The sequence below is a fragment of the Streptomyces sp. MMG1121 genome (genome assembly GCF_001280015.1).
Lineage (GTDB): Bacteria > Actinomycetota > Actinomycetes > Streptomycetales > Streptomycetaceae > Streptomyces.
Window position 1 is genome coordinate 12,512 of record NZ_LGDV01000209.1, and the last position, 14,609, is coordinate 27,120.

The window sequence follows — 14,609 nt, forward strand, 5'->3', positions numbered from 1 at the left end:
CTTCCAACTCGCGGGGTACCTGGGCCGCACGGAGTTCCGCACGACACGTCTTACGGTGTTGCCTGCTCAGCAACCTTCGTCTGCTCGACGTACTGGCGCAACGCCTTTGTGTCGAGCGCTCCCGGGGCGCGCAATGCCCGTGAGAACGCCCGGCGGCGTACCGCCTGGTCGAGACAGACCAGGACAGGGTGCACATAGGCGCCCCGGCCGGGCAGCGTACCGCGAGGATCGGGGGCGCATGCGTCCTCGATCTTCACGATCCGCAGGAGATCGTCCTTGGCCGCTCGCTCCCGGCACCCCACACAGGTGCGTTCAGGGCATACTCCGGCGTGCGTCCGGCCAGACACGATTAAGTCTACCTCCCCGTACCGACCTCACCCCTTCGGGGGAAAGATCGAACGGCTGTTGTCGTAAACCAAGCCTCCTGCGGCTTGGATCCATTCCCGGCGGCCCCCGGCCGTTCCCTCAGTCCTGCTCGGACCGGTCGGGCTGCTCGGTGTCCGGACGGATGTCGATGCGCCAGCCGGTGAGGCGGGCGGCGAGGCGGGCGTTCTGGCCCTCCTTGCCGATCGCCAGCGACAGCTGGTAGTCCGGCACGGTCACCCGGGCGGAGCGGGAGGCGAGGTCGACGACCTCCACCTTGCTCACCCGAGCGGGTGACAGCGCGTGCGCCACCAGCTCGGCCGGGTCGTCCGACCAGTCGACGATGTCGATCTTCTCGCCGTTCAGCTCGCCCATCACGTTGCGCACCCGGCCGCCCATCGGGCCGATGCAGGCGCCCTTCGCGTTCAGACCCGAACGGGTGGACCGTACGGCGATCTTGGTGCGGTGGCCGGCCTCGCGGGCGATCGCCGCGATCTCCACGGAGCCGTCGGCGATCTCCGGCACCTCCAGGGCGAAGAGCTTCTTCACCAGGTTGGGGTGCGTGCGGGAGAGCGTCACGGACGGGCCGCGCACACCCTTCGCCACCCGGACGACGTACGACCGCAGGCGCATGCCGTGCGGGTACGTCTCGCCGGGCACCTGCTCCTGCACCGGCAGGATGGCCTCCAGCTTGCCGATGTCCACGAGCACGTTCTTCGGGTCGCGGCCCTGCTGGACCACGCCCGTGACGATGTCGCCCTCGCGGCCCGCGTACTCGCCGAGCGTCGCGTCGTCCTCGGCGTCGCGCAGCCGCTGCAGGATCACCTGCTTGGCGGTGGTGGCGGCGATACGGCCGAAGCCGGACGGGGTGTCGTCGAACTCGCGGGACTCCTGCCCCTCCTCGAGGTCCTCGGGATCCTCCTTCGCCCACACGGTCACGTGCCCGGTCTCCCGGTTGAGCTCCACGCGCGCGTGTCGGCGGCTTCCCTCGGTGCGGTGGTAGGCGATGAGGAGGGCCGACTCGATCGCTTCGACCAGCAGGTCGAAGGAGATCTCCTTCTCCCGAACCAAGCCCCGCAGGGCGCTCATGTCGATGTCCACGGCTACGCCTCCTCCTCTTCCTTCATGTCCTTCTTGTCCTTGCGGTTGAACTCGACCTGCACGCGCGCCTTGTCGATCTCCGGGAAGCCGAGCCGGCGGGCGGTGGCCTTGCGGCCCTTCACGCCGGGCACCTCGACGTCGAGGCCCTCGGCGTCGACGCTCAGGATGCGCGCGACCAGCTCGCCGCCCTCGGTCAGCTGGAACTTCACGAGCCGGTCGACGGCGCGCACGAAGTGCCGGTGCTCGGTGAGGGCGCGCTCCGCGCCGGGGGTGCCGACCTCCAGGTCGTACGCCGCGTCGCCCATCGCGTCGGTCTCGTCGAGCCTCGCCGAGAGCGCGCGGCTCACATCGGCGATGGCGTCCAGATCCGCTCCGGTGTCGGAGTCGACGACCACGCGCAGCACCCGCTTGCGTCCGACCGCGTCCACGGCGATCTCTTCGAGATCCAGCCCCTGGGAGGTGACGAGCGGTTCGAGCAGCTCTCGCAGCCTCTCGCTCTGGGTGGTGCTCATCCGGGTGACTCCTCGGCCGCGTGTGCTGTTGTGGGATGGGTCGCGTGTCTGGTCAAAGGGTATCCGGTCGCGGGGTGTGTTGCCGTCCACCTGTGCCCGCGGCGGTGGGGCCGGGCGCCCGGGAGCCTGGGGCCCTGGTCGAGCCGGTGACATGAGTCCGGGGGATGCGCGGGTACCGTGATCACGGGCGTGCCGCCCATCCTTCGGTCTTCCCTCCGTACGAGTTCCCCGAGGACGTCTGCAGTGCCGTACCCACCGCCGCCGCGCACCCCCTCGGGGCCGCGCAGAAGATCCCTGCTCGCCTCGGCCGCCGGTGCCGCCCTGCTGGCGGGCTGCACCGCCGATCCGCACTCCGGCGGCGGCACCTCGTCGGTGACCGCACGGGCACGCGCGCGTGCGGCCCGGGACAGCCGGGACCTGGTGGCGCGCTACGACGCCGTCCTCGCCGCGCATCCGGGGCTCGCGGACCGGCTGCGCCCGCTGCGCGCCCAGGTCGCGGCGCATGCCACGGCGTTCGGGGACGCCACGACGCCCTCGCCCGCGAAGTCGCCGTCCGCGCCGGCGTCGCCGGCCCCCGTGCCGGCGACCGAGAAGGACGCCGTCGCCGCGCTGGCCACCGCCGAGCGCACCCTCGCCGACCAGCGCGCCAAGGCCCTGCTGGCCGTACCGGGCGAGCTGGCGCGGCTGCTGGCGTCGGTCGCGGCGGCCGGGGCCGTGCACGCGTACCTGCTGACCGAGGGGGCCAAGTGAGCACCGAGAGCGACGAGGCCAAGAAGGCCGAGCTGACGGCGTTGCAGGCGGCGCTGGCCGCCGAACACGCGGCGGTGTACGGGTACGGCGTCGTCGGCGGCCGGATCGCCGCGGCCCGCCGGAGCGAGGCGCGGGCGGCGTGGGACGCCCACCGGGCCGGGCGGGACGCGCTCACCCGCGAGGTGCGCGACCTCGGCGGCCTGCCGGTCGCCGCGGACGCCGGCTACGCGCTGCCGTTCCCGGTGCCGGACTCGGCGGCGGCGGTGCGGCTCGCCGCGCGGCTTGAGGAGCGCCTGGCCGGGGTGTACGCGGACCTGGTGCGGGCGGCGACGGGCACGCGGCGCGGCGCGGCCGCCGGGGCGCTGCGGGAGGCCGCGGTGCGCGCGGTGCGCTGGAACGGGGAGAGCGTAGCCTTCCCTGGGCTCGCCGAGCGGGCCGCCGAGGGGACGGGCGCGGCCGGTACGGCACCCTCTGCTGCCTCGGCGACACCGTGACCCGCTGACCCGGTAGGCGCCCGTACGACACGACCCGGACTGGTCCCGGACTGGAAGGAAACGACTCGCGCATGGCTTTCGAACCGCCGCCGCGCCTGGTACGGGCGCTCGGTGAGACGGCACCGGCCCAGGACGCCTGGCTGGCGGAGCTGCCCGCGACCGCCGAACGGGCCGTCGCCGAGCGCGAGTTGACCGTGGAACGGGTGCAGGTGCCGGGCGGCCGCAGCAGTCTGGTGGTGCTGGTGCGGCGGACGGACGGCACCCCGGCCGTGCTGAAGCTGGCCCCGCCCCGGGCCCGGCCGGGCAGCGAGCGGGCGGCGCTGGTGCGCTGGGCCGGCCTGGGCGCCGTACAGCTGCTGGAAGCCGGTGCCGCGGAGGGGGCGCTGCTCCTCGAGCGGCTGCATCCGGACGTGTCGGTGCGCTCGCTGCCGGAGGCGAAGGCGCTGCTGGAGGCGGCGGGGACGCTGCGCCGGCTGTGGGTCGAGCCGCCGGCGGACCATGTCTTCGAGACGGTCGCCGGGCGCACCGGGCGGCAGGCGGCGGCCATGCGGGTGGGTGCGGACGCGGACCCCGAGGTGGCGCCGCTGGTCGACGCGGCACTCGCGGCCCGCGAGGACCTGCTCGCCGCGCCGCCCGAACACCGGTTGCTGCACGGCACGTTCCGGCAGAGCAAGGTGCTGTCCGGGGAGCGGATGCCGTGGCTGGCGGTGGGTCCGGATCCGGTGGTCGGCGAGTGCGCCTTCGATCTGGCGCGGCTGGTGCGGGACCGGGTGGAGGACCTGATCGCGACGCCGTCCGGCGCGGCGGTCGTCCGGCGGCGGATCAAGCGGCTCGCCGAGTCGCTGGAGACCGATCAGGACCGTTTGCGGGGGTGGACGTTGTTCCGTGCTGTGGAGTCCGGCGTCCGTGCGCTCCGCGTGGGCCGGCCGAAGGACGCGGAGCTCCTGCTGGAGTTCGCCGGGTGGCTCTAGGGGTCGGGGGGCGGAGTTCCCCGCGCCGCTCGGGCGCGGGGAACCACGGTGTGATCAGGCCGTCAGGCGCGCGATCGCGTCCTCTGCCGACAGCTCCTCGCGCTCGCCGGTCCTGCGGTCCTTCAGTTCCAGTACGCCCTCGCCGGAGCGGCGGCCGGCGACCAGGATCTGCGGGACGCCGATCAGCTCGGCGTCGGTGAACTTCACGCCCGGGGAGACCCCGGCCCGGTCGTCGACCAGGACGCGGACGCCCGCGGCGGCCAGCTTCTCGGCGACGTCGAGGGCCAGCTCGGTCTGCAGGGCCTTGCCGGCGGCGACGACGTGCACGTCGGCCGGGGCGACCTCCTTGGACCACACCAGGCCCTTGTCGTCGGCGGACTGCTCGGCGAGGGCGGCCACGGCACGCGAGACGCCGATGCCGTAGGAGCCCATGGTGACGCGGACCGGCTTGCCGTTCTGGCCGAGGACGTCGAGCTTGAGGGCGTCGGCGTACTTGCGGCCCAGCTGGAAGATGTGGCCGATCTCGATGGCGCGGTCCAGCTTCAGGCCGGTGCCGCACTGCGGGCAGGGGTCGCCCTCCTGCACGACGACGACGTCCACGTAGGTGTCGACCTCGAAGTCACGGCCGGCGACGACGTTCTTCGCGTGCGTGTGCTCCTTGTTGGCGCCGGTGATCCAGGCGGTGCCGGGGGCCACGCGCGGGTCGGCGATGTACTTCACCTTCTCGCCCAGGCCCTGCGGGCCGACGTAGCCGCGGACCAGGTCGGGGCGGCCCGCGAAGTCGGTCTCGGTGACCATCTCCACGCTCGCCGGCGCGAAGTGCGCCTCGACCTTGCCCAGGTCGACCTCGCGGTCGCCGGGCACGCCGACGGCGACGATCTCGCCGTCCACCTTGACCAGCAGGTTCTTCAGCGTGGCGGAGGCCGGGACGCCGAGCGAGGCGGCCAGGGTCTCGATGGTGGGGGTGTCGGGGGTCGGGATCTCCTCGAGCGCGGGCACGTCCGCCCCGTCGACCGGCTTCAGGGCGTAGGTGATCGCCTCGGTGTTGGCGGCGAAGTCGCAGTTCGGGCAGTCGGCGAAGGTGTCCTCGCCGGCCTCGGCCGGGGCGAGGAACTCCTCGGACTTGGAGCCGCCCATCGCACCGGCGGTCGCGGCACAGATGCGGTAGTCGAGGCCCAGGCGCTCGAAGATGCGCTGGTAGGCCTGGCGGTGCAGGGCGTAGGACTGGGCGAGGCCCTCGTCCTCGGTGTCGAAGGAGTACGAGTCCTTCATCAGGAACTCACGGCCGCGCAGGATGCCGGCGCGGGGGCGGGCCTCGTCGCGGAACTTGGTCTGGATCTGGTAGAGGATCACCGGCAGGTCCTTGTAGGACGTGCACTGGTCCTTGACCAGGAGGGTGAAGATCTCCTCGTGGGTGGGGCCGAGGAGGTAGTCGCCGCCCTTGCGGTCCTTGAGCCGGAACAGCTCCTGGCCGTACTCGTCCCAGCGGCCGGTGGCCTCGTACGGCTCCCGGGGCAGCAGGGCGGGGAGGGTGACCTCCTGGGCGCCGATGGCGTCCATCTCCTCGCGGACGATCCGCTCCACGTTGGAGAGGACCTTCTTGCCGAGGGGCAGCCAGCTCCAGATGCCGGCGGCGGTGCGGCGGACGTAGCCGGCCCGGACGAGGAGCTTGTGGCTGAGGACCTCGGCGTCCGCCGGGTCGTCGCGCAGCGTCTTCGCCATCAACTGGGACATGCGCTGGACCGGTGCGTTGGCCATGGTTCTCGTACTCCTGCCGGTAAGGGTGATGGCATGGAGGTTAGCCGGGCTCGCTGTGCCGGTGGAAATCGGATATGGCCACGTCTTTGTCCGGGGCTTTGTCCGGTGCTTCGTCCGGGACTTTGTCCGCGGCGGCTCTATCTGCGGCGCAGCGGCAGGGGGGCGCCCATCACGGCGTACGGCCTCGGCGCGCTCGGGAAGTGGACCTGGCGGGCGAGGTCGACGTAGCCGAGGGAGTGGTAGAGGCCGCGGGCGGGGCTGTCGGTGTCGATCGCGGAGAGGATCGAACGGGGTTCGGCGGCGCAGTCGGTGATCATGGTGATGAGCCGCCGCCCGATGCCGCGGTTCTGGTGGCCGGGGTGGACGTGCAGCTCGGTGATGACGAAGGAGTCGTCCAGCCAGGCGTCGTTGTCCTGGGCCCGGAGGTAGGGCTCCACGACGGTGGACCACCAGTGGGTACGGCTGTTGGGCATGCCGTAGACGAAGCCGACGAGGTGTCCGGAGGCGGTCGCGCCGAGGGCCCGCGCGCCCCGGTACTGCATGTGCCGCTGGACGATCTGCCGGCGTACGGCGACCTCGTCGGGGCCCAGTCCGAAGGCCACGGCCTGGACGGCTAGGGCCTCGTCGACGTGGGCGGCGAGGTCCAGGTGGCCGATGGCGAGGTCCATGCCGGGAGCGTACAGGGGGGTGTGGAGGTCAGGGAGGTACGGAGGTTCAGAAGAGCACACTCATGAAGGCGCCGGTCTCCTGGAAGCCCACGCGCCGGTACGTCCTTCTCGCCGCCGTGTTGAAGTCGTTCACGTACAGGCTCACCACGGGGGCGACGTCGGCGAGCGCATACCGCAGCACGGCCGCCATGCCCGGCGCCGCGAGCCCCGACCCCCGGTACTCGGGAGCCACCCACACCCCCTGGATCTGGCAGGCCTGGCTGGTCGCGGCGCCGATCTCGGCCTTGAAAGCGACCTTGCCGTGCTCGTCGAGGCGGGCGAAGGAGCGGCCGGTGCCGACGAGTTCGGCGACCCGGGCCTGGTACAGCAGCCCGCCGTCCCCTGCGAGCGGCGAGACACCGACCTCCTCGGTGAACATCGCCACGCACGCCGGCATGATCGTCTCCATCTCGTCCTTGCGGACGCGGCGGACGTAGGGGTCCGGGGGGACGTCGGCGGGCATCCGGTCGGTGACCATGAGCGGCTGGTGGGCACGCACCTCACGGGCGGGGCCCCAGTGGGGCTCCAGCAGCTGCCACAGTCCGGCGGTGGCGTCGGCGGGCCCGACGATGGAGGAGCACCGGCGCCCGGCCCTCCTCGCCCGATCGGCAAAGGCGCGCACGGCCCGCGGCGTGGCACAGATGGGAACGAGATTGGCACCCGCGTAGCACAGCGACGTGAGCATGCCGTCCTCGTACCAGCCCCACATCTCGCCGCCGAGCCGCCATGGGTCGAGGCCGGCGATCTGGACGCGCGAGGTCACGAAGGCGTTCGTCACCGGCTCGCGGTCGAGGACGGCGAGCGCGGCGTCAAGGTCGCTCGGTTCGAGCACCCGTGAGGTGGTCTGGGTCAACACGTGCGGGGCCTCGGGGCTGGGGTTCTGCTGGATCCTCCGCACTGTACCCCGAGGGGTGGTGGAGCGCTTAGCGGTGAGATCCGGCCGCGGGCGGGCCCGGCAGCACGATCTCGAAGGTCGTCTTCTGCTGTCCCCACCGGTGCCCCCGAGGGGATACCGCTAAGGACGTAGGCCGTAGTGGTCCCAGGTGGGGGGTGACTGGGTCTTCAGATCCTCGATCTCGATGTCGAGGGATCTTGCCGTCGCCGCCGCCCTGGTCACCCATGGTGCCGCGTCCCTCCCCGTCAGCCGACCCATCAGTCCGAGGACCCTTGTTGGCAGGACGCGTTCGCCATCGAGAGCGGCACCAAGGGGTGGTAAGGCCCCCTTCAGGATCGTGCAAGCCCGAGGAAGGCCTGCCAGGCGGCGGGGGGCACTATGAGGGTGGCTGCGGCGGTGCGGTTCTGCTTGGAGTCACGTACGTGGATCGTGGTGGGGCTGGTGGCGACCTCGACGCACTGGCCGCCTTCGCCGTCGCTGTAGCTGGACTTGTGCCATGCGAGCGCGATTTCGAGGCACTGCCCGCCGTCGCCACTGCTGTAGCTGCTCTTGAACCACACCAGCTCGGTCGGCTCGTCAACGTTCATGTCTCTCCCAGCAACTTCTCCACGAGGGCCAGTGATTCGCGCGGTGTCAGAGCCTGGGCGCGCAGGATGCCGTACCGCTCCTCCATCTCCGTGACCGACTGACCGTCTGAGTAGAGGCGGCTGCCTTTGCGCGCGTCCACCTAGGCGATCCTGCGCCCTTTAGCCGTGTTGATCAAGGTGAAGGTGCCGGCGAGTGCCGCATGCTCCTCACGGTCGTTCGGCATGACCTGGATCTCCACATTACGCCGTTGCCCGAAGAGCAGGATCTGCTCCAACTGGCCCCGCATGACGGCCTGTCCGCCCAGCCGCCTACGCAGGAGGGCTTCCTCCATCACGAAGCTGATGATGGGTGCGGGCTTCCGTTCGAAGATCTTCCACGCGCATTCAGCACTTGATCGACTCGCACGATGAACTTCGTGGGCGGAATCCGCCTGCCCTGCTCGAACGACGCGACGGTCGCCGCCGAGTAGCCAGTCGAAGAGCCCAGTTGGGCGCGTTCCATCCCGGCCAGCGTCCTGAACCTCTTCAGCAGCCGCCCGAAGGCGAGCGGAATGCCTGAGCCGGCTCGGACTCACCCTCTGGTTCCTGTACTTCCTCGCTCACATACACCCCCAATACCTGGGCGCCACCGTCCGCCACGGCGCGCACGCCTACAGCGGCACCCCACGCTCGTACAACCCCTGTTGGTCGAGGTGCGGCCGCTGGTCAACGTTACTGAGCGTGCGGGAGCGTAAACGGCATGAAGTCAGAAATCCCCGCCCACGAATTCGCGATGCGCTTCACCTCGACCCCTCGCGGCGCGCGCCTCGCCCGGCGGCTCGTCTCACATCGGCTGGATGAGTGGGGGCACTCCTACGCCGGGCCCGCGAACGCAACCCTCACGCGGATCGCAGCCGAGCTCGTAGCGAATGCGGTCCGGCACGGACACGTACCCGGACGGGACTTCCACCTGAAGCTCACCGCAGCGGGTGCCACCCTCCGGCTGGAGGTCTCCGACACCCGTACCGAGCGGCTGCCCGAGCTGCAAGCCCCGCGGGGCGAGGGAGGCCGGGGCCTGCTCCTGGTCGAGGCGCTCGCCGACAAGTGGGGTGTCACGCCACGGCAGCCCGGCAAGGCCGTCTGGGCGGAGGTACGACTGAGTCCCGCCACCGGGAGGTGACGGGACTGCCGGAAAACGAAAGGTCAGCCCGCGACCGACACCGACGGCTCGCCCGACTCCACACCCTCGTCCTGCATCTTCTCGGCCAGCTTCATGGCCTCCTCGATGAGGGTCTCGACGATCTTGGACTCGGGGACGGTCTTGATGACCTCGCCCTTGACGAAGATCTGGCCCTTGCCGTTGCCGGAGGCGACGCCGAGGTCGGCCTCGCGGGCCTCGCCCGGCCCGTTGACGACGCAGCCCATGACCGCGACCCGCAGCGGGACCTCCATGCCCGTCAGACCCGCGGTGACCTCTTCGGCGAGCTTGTAGACGTCGACCTGGGCGCGGCCGCACGAGGGGCAGGAGACGATCTCCAGGCCACGCTGCTTGAGGTTCAGGGACTCCAGGATCTGGATGCCCACCTTGACCTCCTCGACGGGGGGAGCCGAGAGGGAGACCCGGATCGTGTCGCCGATGCCCTGGGACAGCAGCGCGCCGAAGGCCACCGCCGACTTGATCGTGCCCTGGAAGGCCGGGCCCGCCTCCGTGACGCCGAGGTGGAGGGGGTAGTCGCACTGGGCCGCGAGCTGCTTGTACGCCTCGATCATGATCACCGGGTCGTTGTGCTTGACCGAGATCTTGATGTCGCGGAAGTCGTGCTCCTCGAAGAGCGAGGCCTCCCACAGGGCGCTCTCGACCAGCGCCTCCGGGGTCGCCTTGCCGTACTTCTGGAGCAGGCGGCGGTCGAGGGAGCCGGCGTTGACACCGATGCGGATCGGGGTGCCGTGGTCCTTGGCGGCCTTGGCGATCTCCTTGACCTTGTCGTCGAACTGCTTGATGTTGCCGGGGTTCACGCGGACCGCCGCGCAGCCCGCCTCGATCGCGGCGAAGACGTACTTCGGCTGGAAGTGGATGTCCGCGATCACCGGGATCTGGGACTTGGAGGCGATGGTGGCGAGGGCGTCCGCGTCGTCCTGGGTGGGGCAGGCCACTCGCACGATCTGGCAGCCCGATGCCGTCAGCTCGGCGATCTGCTGGAGGGTGGCGCCGATGTCGGACGTACGGGTCGTGGTCATCGACTGGACCGAGACGGGCGCGTCCCCGCCGACCGCCACGCTTCCGACCTGGATCTGCCGGCTCTTCCGGCGCTCGGCGAGCTTGGTCGGAACGGACGGCATGCCGAGAGAAATCGCAGTCATCTGCTGTGCAACCCCAAGTCGTGGATCAGGATCCGGTCCCGTAACGGCGGGCTCCAGGCTTCGAGATTACGGCACCGGCCCGGGCGGGAGCACATCCCGTCCGGCAAACCCACCCGACGGGTGGCGGCCCGGAAGATCATCCTCCGGGCCGCCCCCAACGTCGTATGGCCAGGAGATTTTCACGGGGTGAACCATGTCCGGGCCGTCGCCGTACGGATGGCTTCCGCCCGGACCGGAGCCCCGTCCGCCTCCGTGTCGTACGAAAGAAGTGAGCCCTTCACTCGCGCGAGTCATGCGAGTGAAGGGCTCATTCGAAGGTCATCGTGGCAGAAAGTGCCCGATTATTACCCGATTTTGACCGGATTGACGACATCTGCGACGAGAACGAGCATCGTAAAGCAAACGAAGATCCCCGCCACCACATACGCCACCGGCATCAGCTTCGCCACGTCGAACGGGCCCGGGTCCGGGCGGCGCAGCACCCGGGCCAGGTTTCGGCGCAGGGCCTCCCACAGGGCGCCCGCGATGTGGCCGCCGTCGAGCGGGAGCAGCGGGAGCATGTTGAACAGGAACAGGGAGAGGTTGAAGCCGGCGAGCAGCATCACGAACATCGCCACCTGCTGCGAGGCGGGGATGTCGAGGGTGGCGATGTCGCCGGTGATGCGGGCCGCGCCGACGATGCCCACCGGGGAGTCCGGCTGGCGCGGGCCGTCGCCGAAGGCCGCGTCCCACAGCGCCGGGATCTTGCCGGGCAGGGCGGCGAGGGAGTCGACCGCGTCGCCGACCCGGTCGGTCATCCAGGTCACGGAGTCACCGAAGCCCAGCTTCACCACGCCGGTGGCGGAGCTGAAGCCGAGGAAGCCGGCCTTGACGTACTGGCCCTGGACGTAGGTGCCGCTGGAGTCCTTCTTGGCGACCAGGTTGGTGGCGATCCTGGCGTGCAGGGTGAGCTGCCTGCCGTCCCGGTCGACGACGATCGGGACCGTCTTGCCCGCGCTGTCGCGGATCAGGTCCGACAGCGTGTTCCAGTCCTTGGTCTGTTTGCCGTCGAAGGAGACGATCTTGTCGCGCTTCTCCATGCCGGCGGCCTGGGCCGGGGAGAGCGCGTCGGACTTCTTGCAGGTGTCGCGGTTCTCGCTCTGGGAGATGACGCAGGGCGAGACGGAGGCGACGGTGGTGGTCTGCTGCTGGATGCCGAAGCCCATCAGCACGGTGAAGAACAGGGCGACCGCCAGGACCAGGTTCATGAACGGGCCCGCGAACATGACGATCACGCGCTTCCAGGGCTTGCGCGTGTAGAACATGCGGGTCTCGTCGCCCGGCTGCAGCTCCTCGAAGGCGGCCGAGCGGGCGTCCTCGATCATGCCGCGCCACGGCGAGGTCGAGCGGGCGGAGACCCGGCCCGCCTCGTCGGGCGGGAACATGCCGATCATGCGGATGTAGCCGCCGAGCGGGATCGCCTTGACGCCGTACTCGGTGTCGCCCTTCTTCCGCGACCAGATGGTCGGGCCGAAGCCGACCATGTACTGCGGTACGCGGATGCCGAAGAGCTTGGCCGTGGACAGGTGCCCCAGCTCGTGCCACGCGATCGAGACGAGCAGGCCGAACGCGAAGACCACTATGCCGAGGATGAACATCAAGGTCGTCATGCACGCGCCTCCGCGGTCGCCGTCGTGGCTGTGAGTTCGCGAGCCCGGGCCCGCGCCCAGGTCTCCGCTTCGAGGACGTCCGACACGGTGAGTGAAGTTCCCGCGCCCGGGGTGCCGTGTTCCTCGACGACCCGGGTGACGGTCTCCATGATCCCGTTGAAGGGCAGTGCGCCGCTGCGGAAGGCCTCGACGCATTCCTCGTTGGCCGCATTGAACACCGCCGGAGCGGTCCCCGCGAGCTGCCCCACGTGCCGGGCGAGGTTCACCGAGGGGAAGGCCTCGTTGTCCAGCGGGAAGAATTCCCAGGTGGAGGCCTTGCTCCAGTCGAAGGCGGGCGCGGCGTCCGGGACGCGTTCGGGCCAGCCCAGACCGATGGCGATCGGCCCACGCATATCGGGGGGCGTCGCCTGGGCGATCGTGGATCCGTCGGTGAACTCGACCATCGAGTGGACATACGACTGGGGATGCACGACCACCTCAATGCGGTCGAAGGGAATGTCGTAGAGGAGGTGTGCCTCGATGACCTCCAGACCCTTGTTGACGAGGGTCGCGGAGTTGATCGTGATCACCGGGCCCATCGCCCAGGTGGGGTGGGCGAGGGCGTCCTCGACGGTGACGTTCGCCAGCTCGGCCCTGGTCCGGCCGCGGAAGGGGCCGCCGGAGGCGGTCACCACGAGTTTGCGTACGTCGGCCCGGGTCCCGGACGCCAGTGCCTGGAACAGCGCCGCGTGCTCGGAGTCGACCGGGATGATCTGGCCGGGCTTGGCGAGCGCCTTGACCAGCGGGCCGCCGACGATCAGCGACTCCTTGTTGGCCAGCGCGAGGGTGCGGCCGGCCTCCAGCGCCGCGAGGGTGGGGGCGAGGCCGATGGAGCCGGTGATGCCGTTCAGCACCGTGTGACAGTCGGAGGCGGCGAGCCGGGTGGCCGCGTCCGGTCCGGCGAGGATCTCGGGCAGCGGCTCCCCCGCGCCGTACTCGGCGGCGAGCGCCTCGCGCAGGGCCGCCGCGGCGTCCTCACGGGCTACGGCCACGGTCCGCACCCGTAGCCGGCGGGCCTGCTCGGCGAGGAGGGGCACGCGGCCGCCGTTCGCGGAGATCGCGGTGACCCGGAAGCGGTCGGGGTGGCGCAGCACGAGGTCGATGGCCTGGGTGCCGATGGATCCGGTGGAGCCGAGGATCACCACGTCCTTGGGGCCGTCGCCCGCGAGGGGGTCGTAGACGAGGTGCGGATCGGCGAGGGGTGCCGGATGGGCGGGACTGTCGGTCATCCCTCCATTGTTGCCGCAACCGGCAGCGCTCCGGACAGGGCGTCCCCCGGGCGGGTGCGTTAACAGGTTTCGTCGCCGGATGGAGTGATTCTCCCGTCGTGAAGTACCAGTGAAGATCATGTGATAACACTTCAGTCGCATTCACTTCCGCGGACGACATCCTGGGGGGATCTCTCCATGCGTACTGTGCGCCTGCGCGCCGCCCTGCCCGCCCTCGCCGGCGCGGCCGTGCTCACCGGCACCCTGCTCAGCTCCCCGGCCCAGGCGGCCGGCGGTGTGACCATCCACCACGTCTGGTTCGACAGCCCGGGCAGCGACACCCGCTCCAACGCGAGTCTCAACGCCGAGTGGGTGCAGATCCGGAACACGAGCGGCTCGGCCGTCTCGCTCAAGGGCTGGACCCTGAAGGACGCCTCCAACCACAAGTACGTCTTCCCGAACGTCAAGATCGGCGCCGGGAAGTACATGAAGATCCACACCGGTCGCGGCTCGGACACCGCGTCGGACAAGTACCAGGACCGCCGCGCCTACGTGTGGAACAACGACAAGGACACGGCCACCCTCACCAAGGCGAACGGCGCCCGGGCCGACGCCTGCTCCTGGACCACGCGGGACCCCAGCGACAAGTACTGCTGAAATTGCGCACGCAGGGGCGCGGATGATGGCATCCTTCCCGTTGGCGCCCATCAAGTAGGGCGAAACGGGGAGGAGTCACCATCATGAACCGCAAGCGCGCGACCGCGGCCGTCCTGGCCACCGCGGGGGTCCTGACCGCTGCACAGCTCGGACTCGCCGGCGCGGCCTCGGCCGCGACCCGGACGTCGACCAGCACCGGCTGCCCGGTCAACATCGTCTTTCCGAGCCGCTTCTACGTCGACTCGCACGGCTGGGTGACGGGCGGCGGCCTGTACTTCGGCATCAAGAGCAAGACGACCGAGAGCTTCAAGAAGGTCACGTTCAGCGTCACGGACGTGAAGAACATCCGCTTCGGCAAGGCCAAGCCGACCGGCGGCAGGGTCACCCACAACTCCTCGCTGTCGGTGTCCGTCTACAACGCCACGCTGAAGGGCAAGGCGAGCCTGGGTGTGCGGATCCCCACGCATCTGCTCAACACCCGCTCCTACGCCGTGAAGTTCGCCCTGCACGGCTCGGGCTGGAACTGCGCCGTCAACCAGGGCACCTGGGGCAACTGACCCCAGGCGCCCGGTCGGTCA

Annotated in this window: 16 protein-coding genes and 1 pseudogene; 6 read left to right on the forward strand and 11 right to left on the reverse strand. The window is 70.5% G+C overall.

What is annotated here, in order from left to right; all coding sequences use genetic code 11:
• Positions 1 to 50: 50 nt before the first annotated feature.
• The 3 genes from ADK64_RS28995 to rimP form a co-directional block, all read right to left on the reverse strand.
• Complete coding sequence (locus ADK64_RS28995) at positions 51 to 347, reverse strand: YlxR family protein (RefSeq protein ID WP_053663646.1); 297 nt, start codon at positions 345 to 347, stop codon at positions 51 to 53.
• Between the two features lie 118 nt (positions 348 to 465).
• A complete protein-coding gene (gene nusA / locus ADK64_RS29000) occupies positions 466 to 1,464 on the reverse strand; it encodes a transcription termination factor NusA (RefSeq protein ID WP_053663648.1) in 999 nt (332 codons plus the stop codon).
• 2 nt (positions 1,465 to 1,466) lie between these two features.
• Positions 1,467 to 1,976: a ribosome maturation factor RimP gene (gene rimP / locus ADK64_RS29005; RefSeq protein ID WP_053663650.1), complete on the reverse strand. Its 510-nt coding sequence runs from the start codon at positions 1,974 to 1,976 to the stop codon at positions 1,467 to 1,469.
• A gap of 243 nt (positions 1,977 to 2,219) precedes the next feature.
• Here rimP and ADK64_RS29010 point away from each other — a divergent pair, with 243 nt between their 5' ends.
• The 3 genes from ADK64_RS29010 to ADK64_RS29020 all read left to right on the forward strand — a co-directional run bounded on the left by ADK64_RS29010 (position 2,220) and on the right by ADK64_RS29020 (position 4,191).
• Positions 2,220 to 2,726 (forward strand): hypothetical protein, encoded by a 507-nt coding sequence (locus ADK64_RS29010; RefSeq protein ID WP_053663651.1) that lies wholly within the window; start codon positions 2,220 to 2,222, stop codon positions 2,724 to 2,726.
• The gene (locus ADK64_RS29015) at positions 2,723 to 3,220 is read left to right on the forward strand and encodes a ferritin-like domain-containing protein (protein ID WP_053663653.1); all 498 of its coding nucleotides are present in this window, start codon (positions 2,723 to 2,725) and stop codon (positions 3,218 to 3,220) included. The genes ADK64_RS29010 and ADK64_RS29015 overlap by 4 nt, the downstream gene beginning before the upstream one ends.
• Positions 3,221 to 3,291: 71 nt before the next feature.
• Positions 3,292 to 4,191: an aminoglycoside phosphotransferase family protein gene (locus ADK64_RS29020; protein ID WP_053663655.1), complete on the forward strand. Its 900-nt coding sequence runs from the start codon at positions 3,292 to 3,294 to the stop codon at positions 4,189 to 4,191.
• 54 nt (positions 4,192 to 4,245) lie between these two features.
• Here ADK64_RS29020 and ADK64_RS29025 read toward each other — a convergent pair whose 3' ends face one another.
• From ADK64_RS29025 to ADK64_RS42265, 5 genes and pseudogenes are all read right to left on the reverse strand, one after another.
• Positions 4,246 to 5,949, reverse strand: a complete 1,704-nt coding sequence (locus ADK64_RS29025; RefSeq protein WP_053663657.1) for a proline--tRNA ligase — start codon at positions 5,947 to 5,949, stop codon at positions 4,246 to 4,248.
• Positions 5,950 to 6,086: 137 nt separating this feature from the next.
• On the reverse strand, positions 6,087 to 6,617 hold the full coding sequence (locus ADK64_RS29030; RefSeq protein ID WP_053663659.1) for a GNAT family N-acetyltransferase: 531 nt from the start codon (positions 6,615 to 6,617) through the stop codon (positions 6,087 to 6,089).
• Between the two features lie 46 nt (positions 6,618 to 6,663).
• On the reverse strand, positions 6,664 to 7,512 hold the full coding sequence (locus ADK64_RS29035) for a GNAT family N-acetyltransferase (RefSeq protein ID WP_053663661.1): 849 nt from the start codon (positions 7,510 to 7,512) through the stop codon (positions 6,664 to 6,666).
• A gap of 368 nt (positions 7,513 to 7,880) precedes the next feature.
• Positions 7,881 to 8,138 carry a DUF397 domain-containing protein gene (locus ADK64_RS29040; RefSeq protein ID WP_053663663.1) on the reverse strand — a complete coding sequence of 86 codons (258 nt, stop codon included), beginning with the start codon at positions 8,136 to 8,138 and terminating at the stop codon, positions 7,881 to 7,883.
• Positions 8,135 to 8,691 (reverse strand): annotated as a pseudogene (locus tag ADK64_RS42265) (DUF5753 domain-containing protein). Before ADK64_RS42265 ends, ADK64_RS29040 begins: the two are co-directional and overlap by 4 nt.
• A 186-nt stretch (positions 8,692 to 8,877) precedes the next feature.
• Between ADK64_RS42265 and ADK64_RS29050 the strand changes: the two are divergent.
• Entirely contained in the window at positions 8,878 to 9,297 is a 420-nt protein-coding gene (locus ADK64_RS29050; RefSeq protein WP_234384741.1) for an ATP-binding protein, read from the forward strand.
• A 23-nt stretch (positions 9,298 to 9,320) separates the two neighbouring features.
• On the opposite strand, the gene ispG is transcribed toward ADK64_RS29050, so the two are convergent.
• The 3 genes from ispG to dxr form a co-directional block, all read right to left on the reverse strand.
• The gene (gene ispG, locus ADK64_RS29055; protein ID WP_053663669.1) at positions 9,321 to 10,478 is read right to left on the reverse strand and encodes a flavodoxin-dependent (E)-4-hydroxy-3-methylbut-2-enyl-diphosphate synthase; all 1,158 of its coding nucleotides are present in this window, start codon (positions 10,476 to 10,478) and stop codon (positions 9,321 to 9,323) included.
• Between the two features lie 344 nt (positions 10,479 to 10,822).
• Positions 10,823 to 12,127, reverse strand: a complete 1,305-nt coding sequence (locus ADK64_RS29060) for a M50 family metallopeptidase (protein ID WP_053663671.1) — start codon at positions 12,125 to 12,127, stop codon at positions 10,823 to 10,825.
• Positions 12,124 to 13,395 (reverse strand): 1-deoxy-D-xylulose-5-phosphate reductoisomerase, encoded by a 1,272-nt coding sequence (dxr, locus tag ADK64_RS29065; protein WP_053663673.1) that lies wholly within the window; start codon positions 13,393 to 13,395, stop codon positions 12,124 to 12,126. The genes ADK64_RS29060 and dxr overlap by 4 nt, the downstream gene beginning before the upstream one ends.
• Before the next feature lie 177 nt (positions 13,396 to 13,572).
• On the opposite strand from dxr, the gene ADK64_RS29070 reads away from it, so the two are divergent.
• Together ADK64_RS29070 and ADK64_RS29075 are read left to right on the forward strand one after the other, a co-directional pair.
• Positions 13,573 to 14,031: a lamin tail domain-containing protein gene (locus tag ADK64_RS29070; RefSeq protein ID WP_053663675.1), complete on the forward strand. Its 459-nt coding sequence runs from the start codon at positions 13,573 to 13,575 to the stop codon at positions 14,029 to 14,031.
• A gap of 83 nt (positions 14,032 to 14,114) precedes the next feature.
• Entirely contained in the window at positions 14,115 to 14,588 is a 474-nt protein-coding gene (locus tag ADK64_RS29075; RefSeq protein ID WP_053663676.1) for a hypothetical protein, read from the forward strand.
• The last annotated feature ends 21 nt before the right edge of the window (positions 14,589 to 14,609 follow it).